The organism is Pantoea sp. CTOTU50773, from assembly GCF_032082325.1.
Classification (GTDB): Bacteria; Pseudomonadota; Gammaproteobacteria; order Enterobacterales; family Enterobacteriaceae; genus Pantoea; species Pantoea communis.
On record NZ_DAMDQC010000014.1, the window covers coordinates 43,898 to 50,910 of the forward strand.

At 52.9% G+C, this 7,013-nt stretch carries 7 protein-coding genes; 6 read left to right on the top strand and 1 reads right to left on the bottom strand.

The genetic code is table 11. The features are described 5' to 3' along the window. Window positions 1-84 precede the first annotated feature (84 nt). On the bottom strand, window positions 85-975 hold the full coding sequence (gene yghX / locus RT340_RS03980; RefSeq protein ID WP_313374261.1) for a YghX family hydrolase: 891 nt from the start codon (window positions 973-975) through the stop codon (window positions 85-87). A gap of 569 nt (window positions 976-1,544) precedes the next feature. Between yghX and RT340_RS03985 the strand changes: the two genes are divergently transcribed. The 6 genes from RT340_RS03985 to RT340_RS04010 all read left to right on the top strand — a co-directional run bounded on the left by RT340_RS03985 (window position 1,545) and on the right by RT340_RS04010 (window position 6,828). Continuing rightward, entirely contained in the window at window positions 1,545-2,960 is a 1,416-nt protein-coding gene (locus tag RT340_RS03985) for a cytochrome ubiquinol oxidase subunit I (protein ID WP_313374263.1), read from the top strand. A 2-nt stretch (window positions 2,961-2,962) separates the two neighbouring features. Continuing rightward, the gene (gene cydB, locus RT340_RS03990) at window positions 2,963-3,967 is read left to right on the top strand and encodes a cytochrome d ubiquinol oxidase subunit II (protein ID WP_058959314.1); all 1,005 of its coding nucleotides are present in this window, start codon (window positions 2,963-2,965) and stop codon (window positions 3,965-3,967) included. A gap of 1 nt (window position 3,968) precedes the next feature. Continuing rightward, window positions 3,969-4,133: a DUF2474 domain-containing protein gene (locus tag RT340_RS03995; protein ID WP_313374279.1), complete on the top strand. Its 165-nt coding sequence runs from the start codon at window positions 3,969-3,971 to the stop codon at window positions 4,131-4,133. 256 nt (window positions 4,134-4,389) lie between these two features. Continuing rightward, on the top strand, window positions 4,390-5,256 hold the full coding sequence (locus RT340_RS04000) for a helix-turn-helix domain-containing protein (protein ID WP_097118076.1): 867 nt from the start codon (window positions 4,390-4,392) through the stop codon (window positions 5,254-5,256). A gap of 184 nt (window positions 5,257-5,440) precedes the next feature. Then, window positions 5,441-5,650, top strand: a complete 210-nt coding sequence (locus tag RT340_RS04005; protein WP_313374267.1) for a hypothetical protein — start codon at window positions 5,441-5,443, stop codon at window positions 5,648-5,650. A gap of 395 nt (window positions 5,651-6,045) precedes the next feature. Next, window positions 6,046-6,828, top strand: a complete 783-nt coding sequence (locus RT340_RS04010; protein ID WP_255253265.1) for a siderophore-interacting protein — start codon at window positions 6,046-6,048, stop codon at window positions 6,826-6,828. Window positions 6,829-7,013 lie beyond the last annotated feature (185 nt).

Genomic DNA, 7,013 nt, shown 5'->3' on the forward strand with positions numbered 1-7,013 from the left:
CGGCCTCATGCATCGCGCATCTCCTTGATGTGTCAGCACCTGGGAACACCCGATAAATCAGTCCGCTACGCAAGTTCGGCACTGTCAGACGTGCAAATATTTCTCAAACCACCCCAATGTCCGGCTCCACGCTAACTCTGCTGCCGCTTTGTCATAACGTGGGGTCGAGTCGTTGTGGAAGCCATGATTTACGCCGGGATAGATATAGGCTTCATAGCTTTTATGGTTAGCTTTCAGCGCCTCTTCGTAGGCTGGCCAGCCTTCGTTGATGCCTTTGTCTAACGCGGCATAGTGCAGCAGCAGCGGGGCGTTGATGCGCGGCACGTCTTCCGCTTTGGGCTGGCGACCATAAAATGGCACCGCACAAGCCAGTTCCGGGAAGGCCACTGCAGCAGCATTCGCCACGCCGCCGCCGTAACAGAAGCCAGTGATCCCCACCTTGCCAGTGCCTTCCTCGTGGTGCATCAGGAAATCGACGGCAGCAAAAAAGTCGTTCATCAACTTAGTGGGATCGACTTTGGCCTGCATTGCACGACCCTCTTCATCATTGCCCGGATAACCGCCCATTGAGCTCAGGCCATCCGGTGCCAGCGCGATATATCCGGCTTTGGCTACGCGACGTGCGACATCTTCAATGTATGGATTCAGTCCGCGATTCTCATGCACCACCACCACCGCGCCCACTTTGCCGGTTGCCTTGGCTGGACGCACCAGATAGCCGCGCACCTCGCCATGGCCTTGCGGAGAGGGATAGTGGATGTATTCGGGTTTGATCTCGGGGTCGGTGAATTCAACTTGCTGCGCCAGTGCATAGTTGGGGCTCATGGCGGTAAGCAGGGTGGCACCGGTCATGCCAGCGATGGTGAATTTGGCGGCCAGGGTGATGAACTCACGTTTACTGATCCTGCCGTGCGCGTAATAGTCATATAACTCAAGCAGTTCCTGGGGAAAATCCTGTGCGGTAAGACGGGTCATAACCTCTCCTTCGCTGATTAACCGATGGCTTTGCTGCTCTAAAAAAGCACAGCGGGTTAATGCTTGCAAACGCTATGCCGCAAAGCGTTAAGAGAGAGAGGAGCGCAATGTGTCTGGCCCAGGCCCGTAAAAAATATATCCTTTGGTTTTAAAAGAGGGCTATTTTAATTAACAATCGAGATAACATCATATTGTCTGGAATTATTGACACGCTATCTGGTTAAGGATTGAATTAACCTTCCTGTTATCCGCACTAAAAAATAATCAAATGAGAGAGTTAACGTTTAACGTTGAGATCTTAGCGTGAAGATTAATAACAATATCGCTACAATAATCGAGGGTTGTTAACCTTAGAATTGTGATATCAATCAATTAGTCTTTGATGAAGACAATGATCGTTATCAACAAACACTGTTATAGTTTTAAAGACTTCCTCTGTTTATTTTCGTTCTGACTGCTTCCTTTTACATTAGTGCGACCTTTCATCCGATAAGACGAAATAACTCCCCGCACGCTGTTGTTCATTATAAGTAAAAATTTTAGTGCACTTTGTGGCAATGAGGTAAGCAATGTTTGGATTAGATGCCTTTCACCTGGCAAGGATACAGTTCGCCTTTACTGTCTCCTTCCATATTATTTTTCCAGCCATCACCATCGGCCTCGCCAGTTTCCTGGCGGTGCTCGAAGGGATGTGGCTGAAAACCCGCAACGAGACCTATCGCGATCTCTATCATTTTTGGTCCAAAGCCTTTGCCGTTAACTTCGGTATGGGTGTGGTCTCCGGGCTGGTAATGGCCTATCTGTTCGGCACTAACTGGAGTGGTTTCTCGCAGTTTGCCGGCAGTATCACCGGGCCACTGCTCACCTATGAAGTGTTAACCGCCTTCTTCCTGGAAGCGGGTTTCCTCGGTGTGATGCTGTTTGGCTGGAATCGCGTCGGTCCTGGTCTGCACTTCTTCGCCACCTGCATGGTGGCGTTAGGCACCATCTTCTCGACCTTCTGGATTCTGGCCAGTAACAGCTGGATGCACACCCCACAGGGTTACATCATCGAAAACGGCGTTGTGGTGCCGGAGGACTGGCTCAAGATCATTTTTAACCCGTCATTCCCGTTCAGATTGCTACATATGTCCACCGCGGCTTTCCTCGCCAGTGCCTTCTTTGTCGGCGCTTCAGCGGCCTGGCATCTGCTGCGAGGCAATGACAACCCTGCCGTGCGCAAGATGTTTTCGATGGCGCTGTGGATGGCACTGATCGTCTCACCGATTCAGGCGTTTCTCGGCGATGCACATGGCCTGAACACGCTGGAGTATCAGCCAGCCAAAATCGCGGCGATAGAAGGGCACTGGGAAAACAAGCCGGGTGAAGCCACGCCACTGATTCTGTTCGGTGTGCCGGATATGGAGCAGGAGCGCACCAAATATGCGCTGGAGATTCCCTATCTCGGTAGCCTGATTCTGACGCACAGCCTTCAGAAGCAGATCCCGGCACTGAAAACTTTCCCGAAAGAGGATCGCCCAAACTCCACCGTGATTTTCTGGTCGTTCCGCGTGATGGTAGCGCTCGGTTTGTTGATGATCGGTATGGGTGTGATCAGCCTGTGGCTGCGGGTGAAGAAGCGCCTGTATCAGTCACGGCCGTTTTTGTGGTTCTGCTTGCTGATGGGGCCATCGGGACTGATCGCCATTCTGGCGGGATGGATCACCACCGAAATGGGTCGCCAGCCGTGGGTAGTGTATGGCGTGCAGCGCACCATTGATGCGGTCTCCGCCCATGGCAATCTGCACATGAGCATCAGCCTGATGGCGTTCATCGTGGTCTACTGCTCGGTGTTAGGTGTCGGCTATCACTACATGATGCGCCTGATTAAACAAGGTCCAGTGACCGGTGAAGGTAGAGAAGTGGCGCACGGTGGCCCGGGCGAGCAACACACTCCGGCTCGTCCGCTGTCAGCGGCCAATACCCATAAACGTGGGGAGCAATAATTATGATCGACTTTTCTATCATCTGGTTCGCCATCATCGTGTTTGGCACCCTGATGTATATCGTGATGGATGGCTTCGATTTGGGGATTGGGCTGTTGCTGCCATTCAACAAAGATCCGATCGAGCGCGACATGATGGTCAACACCGTGGCGCCAGTGTGGGATGGTAACGAAACCTGGCTGGTACTGGGGGGCGCAGCGCTGTATGGCGCTTTCCCGCTGGCCTATTCGGTGCTGCTGGATGCGCTATCGATCCCATTAACCGCGATGCTCATCGGTTTGATTTTTCGCGGCGTGGCGTTTGAGTTCCGCTTTAAAGCCACTGAAGAGCATCGTCCGTTTTGGGATAAATCGTTCATCGCCGGATCGCTGCTGGCGACCTTTAGTCAGGGCGTGGCCGTGGGCGCCATTCTTAATGGCTTCCCGGTATCAGGCCGTGAATATGTCGGTTCAGCAATGAGTTGGCTGGCGCCGTTCCCGCTGTTCTGCGGTATTGGCTTAGTGATTGCTTATGCACTGCTGGGCTGCACCTGGCTGATTATGAAAACTGAGCACGACCTGCACCGCAAAATGTCAGCGCTGGCCACACCGCTCACCCTGACGCTGCTGTTGGTGGTTGGCATTATCAGTGTCTGGACGCCGCTCACCCACGCGGATATCGCGCAACGCTGGTTCTCACGTCCCAACCTGTTCTGGTTCCTGCCGGTTCCGCTACTGGTGGTGCTGTGCTCGTGGGGGATTGTGCGCGCCATCAAGCGTGAGGCGCATTACTCACCGTTTCTTTTGACGCTGGCGCTGATTTTCCTCGGTTTCTCCGGTCTGGGTATCAGTATCTGGCCAAACATTGTACCGCCGTCGATCACTATCTGGCAGGCCGCATCTCCGGCCAGTAGCCAGGCGTTTATGTTGGTGGGCGCTTTACTGATTATTCCGGTGATTCTGGGTTACACCTTCTGGAGTTACTACGTGTTCCGCGGAAAAATCAAAGCCGATGAGGGGTACCATTGATATGCCAATCCAGGTCAGCAAGATGAAAGACAGGGTAACGCCGTCGCCATGGTGGAAGCGGGTGATGTGGCTGGTCATTATTTATGGCGCAAGCGTGCTGGCACTGGGTGTGGTGGCATCACTGTTTCGTTTGATGATGAACGCGGCAGGCATGCATACGCACTGAGTCTTCACAGAGACCGGTTTCGCAACAGTGTGCGCCCCGTTACAAAAATTGCGTGAAGGTCGCTGGTAATAGCGACCTTATTCACATTATCGCAGTGCAAAAATTGACCCTAAAACGTTAGTAACCTAAGCAATTAATGCTGTTCCCGCCTCGCTGCCTTTACTCTTCCTTACGTAAGTAATACGTTTTTGTTATATTTATGTGACTAATCGCGCAAATTCATTACCTTCACACTTATCACTCGATTGAAAAAATCATGCTCAGCCTGAATCTTAAAAAACAGTACATCAACGATCTGGTGGACTGGATAGAGGCGAATCTGACCGATGAGCTCAATATCGATCTGATTACCCTGAAATCTGGTTACTCCAAGTGGCACATGCAGCGCATGTTCAAAGAGATGACCGGCCAAACGCTGGCCTCGTATACGCGCAAGCGTCGCCTGACCATGTCAGCGATGGCGCTGCGTTTGACCAGCATGCCGCTCATCGATATTGCCGTGCGCTTTGGCTTCGATAACCAGCAGAATTTCACGAGGGTATTCAAAAGCCACTTCTCCATGACGCCCGGCGCCTATCGTCGTATCCCGGACATGCTGATGAAGGATTTCCACAGTCGTATTTCCACGCAGCGTTCGTGGGTCAACGCGCGTCTGGCCGAGAAGCCGGAGTTGCAGCTGTGTGGCGAAGTGATTGAGTGGGAGTGCCGCTTTGGCGAGTACATCGATCATCATAATCAGGTGGTCGCGCAGTATACCCGCGATTTTGTCCGTTTTGCCGGTAAGCATGTCAGTCGTGGCTGGCTGGGATTCCAGTTCAGTCCGGGAGTGAATTCAGCCGATCAGCAGCACATTAGCTTGTTCCAGGCACTGGAAAGTCAGTATGCCGATGTGCTGCCGCGCAACGTGCAGAACTGGACCGGCGAGAGTGGTTTATATGCGGAAATTGACTGGCACGGTACGCCGGAAGAGATCAACGCGTTTACCGCCGAGATTTACTACAACCACTTGCCTGCACTGGGTGTGGCGCGCCGGGCCGGTAAAGACCTGCTCAAGCTGGATCTGAAATACAGCACGCCCGATTTGCTGCAGGGCACTTTCTACATTCCGGTCTCCACCTGCTAATGCATAAATCGTGCGGTTATCTGTGACTAACCGCACGATTTTATAAAATATTCGCCGTAACTGGCGTAAAATCCTTCATTGAAACCTGATTGGCCGCGTAAAACACCAGCCGCCACACATCAGGCTGGATAATCACCTGCATTCCTGGTCCGCTCTGGACCGCTAAAGTGAAAAAGAAAAAATTATGCGCCTTTTACCGTTGTTGCTCATGACAGCGCTTGTGGCGTTTTCCTCGCTGGCAAGTGCACAGATGGCTGAGCCTTTCTCTCCGCCGGGCGGCCTGCATCCTCATCAGACTCACTGCCAGCAGCATGAAATTGTGGGTGATAACCCGCTGCCGCAGCACAGCCAGGATGACAATAGCTTCGTCAACTGCAGTAACCATCAGGCCTGATTTCACCTCCGTTTTACCGCGCTTTACTCCGTTAATATCGATGACACGCCGCACGTTTGTTGCGGCGCGATCGTTGCTTGCTGTTGTTCGCTAGTCGAACTCAATTCCCTTTGCGGGAGAACTCGCTGCGGTGCTCTCCTGAAACCCCTTCAGCGTTAATACCTGCCAAGCCACACCGAAAATTCTGCAACTTTTCCCAATAGCATTTTTCGGCATTGCATCGAAGATATATCATAGCTATTCTGCCTGACGTCAGATGAGAATGATTTTCGATAACGTTTGACGTGAACGACTCTCAAGTTACGGTATCGTCAGTTGAAGGGTCGGCAATCCTGCCACCCCGGATGGGTAACAGCAGGTTCGCATTTAGTAACGCCTTTGTCTGGAGAGATCTCTTGCAAAAAAACACTAACGATCGCGCACCGAAGCGCGTACGCAACGAATTACGTTTCCGTCATATCACCGTGGCGAGCAAAACCTTAATCGCCGGTGAATTCTGGCGCATCGAGTTTACCGGCAGCGATCTGGCGGGCTTCAATTCGCCATCGTTCGACGATCACATCAAAGTGTTCTTCCCGGACAACGCTGGCAGTGCTTTGGCCTTGCCGCAAATGACCGAAGAAGGGATCGTCTGGCCTGGTGGCGTACGTCCGGCTGCGCGTGACTACACGCCGCTGGCGTTTAACGGTACGGATTCCCTGACGCTCGATTTCTATATTCACGATGGCGGCGTGGCCAGCAGCTGGGCGAATGAGGCAAAGCCAGGCGATCAAATCGCCATGGGCGGCCCGCGTGGCTCCTGTGTGGTGCCCGTGGATTATGCCTGCCAGATTTACGTGTGCGATGAGACCGGTCTGCCAGCCTTTAAGCGTCGCTACGCTGAGATGCAGGCGCAGCAGATCCATCTGCTGGCCTACGCCGATGAAACCACCGGACGCGATTATCTCGGCGATCTGCCAAATGTGCAGGTGACCTGGCTCGGCAGTGGCAGCATGCAGGTAGATAACCTCGGCCCTCTGATTGCGCAGCTGGATCAGATCTCACTGCCCACAGAAGAGTATTTCATCTGGCTGACAGGTGAAGGTGAAGCGGTAAAACTGCTGAGCGACTATTTCACGCAACGCCGTGGTGCGCACACTGATTTCGTACGTGCAGTGGCCTACTGGCATCAGAAATAACTGACTTCGCCGCGCCCGCTGCCGGCTGTGTTGAATTTTGCCAGGCGGCAGACTACTATCAACCTCCCTTAATTGACCTCGGGGAAGGCAATGAAACAGCAGCGTGATTTTCCGTGGCAGTCCGATAATGCACAACGTGCAATCTGTGCAGGTGCGCGTAAAAAGCGCCGGGAAAGGATGCTGGA

Coding starts and splice junctions, on each gene's coding strand:
- yghX (WP_313374261.1), bottom strand. CDS start 975: ATGACCCGTCTTACCGCACAGGATTTTCCCCAGGAACTGCTTGAGTTA.
- RT340_RS03985 (WP_313374263.1), top strand. CDS start 1,545: ATGTTTGGATTAGATGCCTTTCACCTGGCAAGGATACAGTTCGCCTTT.
- cydB (WP_058959314.1), top strand. CDS start 2,963: ATGATCGACTTTTCTATCATCTGGTTCGCCATCATCGTGTTTGGCACC.
- RT340_RS03995 (WP_313374279.1), top strand. CDS start 3,969: ATGCCAATCCAGGTCAGCAAGATGAAAGACAGGGTAACGCCGTCGCCA.
- RT340_RS04000 (WP_097118076.1), top strand. CDS start 4,390: ATGCTCAGCCTGAATCTTAAAAAACAGTACATCAACGATCTGGTGGAC.
- RT340_RS04005 (WP_313374267.1), top strand. CDS start 5,441: ATGCGCCTTTTACCGTTGTTGCTCATGACAGCGCTTGTGGCGTTTTCC.